Origin of the sequence: Marinifilum sp. D737 (assembly GCF_026672275.1) — a bacterium.
Classification (GTDB): Bacteria; Bacteroidota; Bacteroidia; order Bacteroidales; family Marinifilaceae; genus Marinifilum.
Genome location: NZ_JANQCD010000128.1, coordinates 1 through 310, shown reverse-complemented (window position 1 = coordinate 310; position 310 = coordinate 1). Strand labels below are relative to the sequence as shown.

1 protein-coding gene is annotated in these 310 nt (G+C 47.4%); it reads left to right on the top strand.

Going from position 1 to position 310, the window contains the following annotated elements:
* Positions 1-310 (top strand): cadherin repeat domain-containing protein (locus tag NQ163_RS20730; RefSeq protein WP_268192207.1); only part of this gene is annotated, 310 nt, incomplete at both ends.

Genomic DNA, 310 nt, shown 5'->3' with positions numbered 1-310 from the left:
CCTTTGATATCACGGTAATTGATGATACCACAGGGGATACCGACGATGTTTTAACCGGCAAGACCATTTCGGATACCGACGCGGCAGCGAACGAGATATCGGAGAGTGCTTCAGCGGGCGATTTGGTTCACATTACCGCTCATGTAGTTGATAATGATGGCGATGCTGTAACTTACAGTCTAAGCGATGATTTCCACGGCTGGTTTACGATAGACCCATCTACGGGTGTTGTAAGCGTAGCAGGCAACATCGATTACGAATCGAACCTTTTAACCAACGGAACAGCAAAAATAACCGTAACGGCTACCTC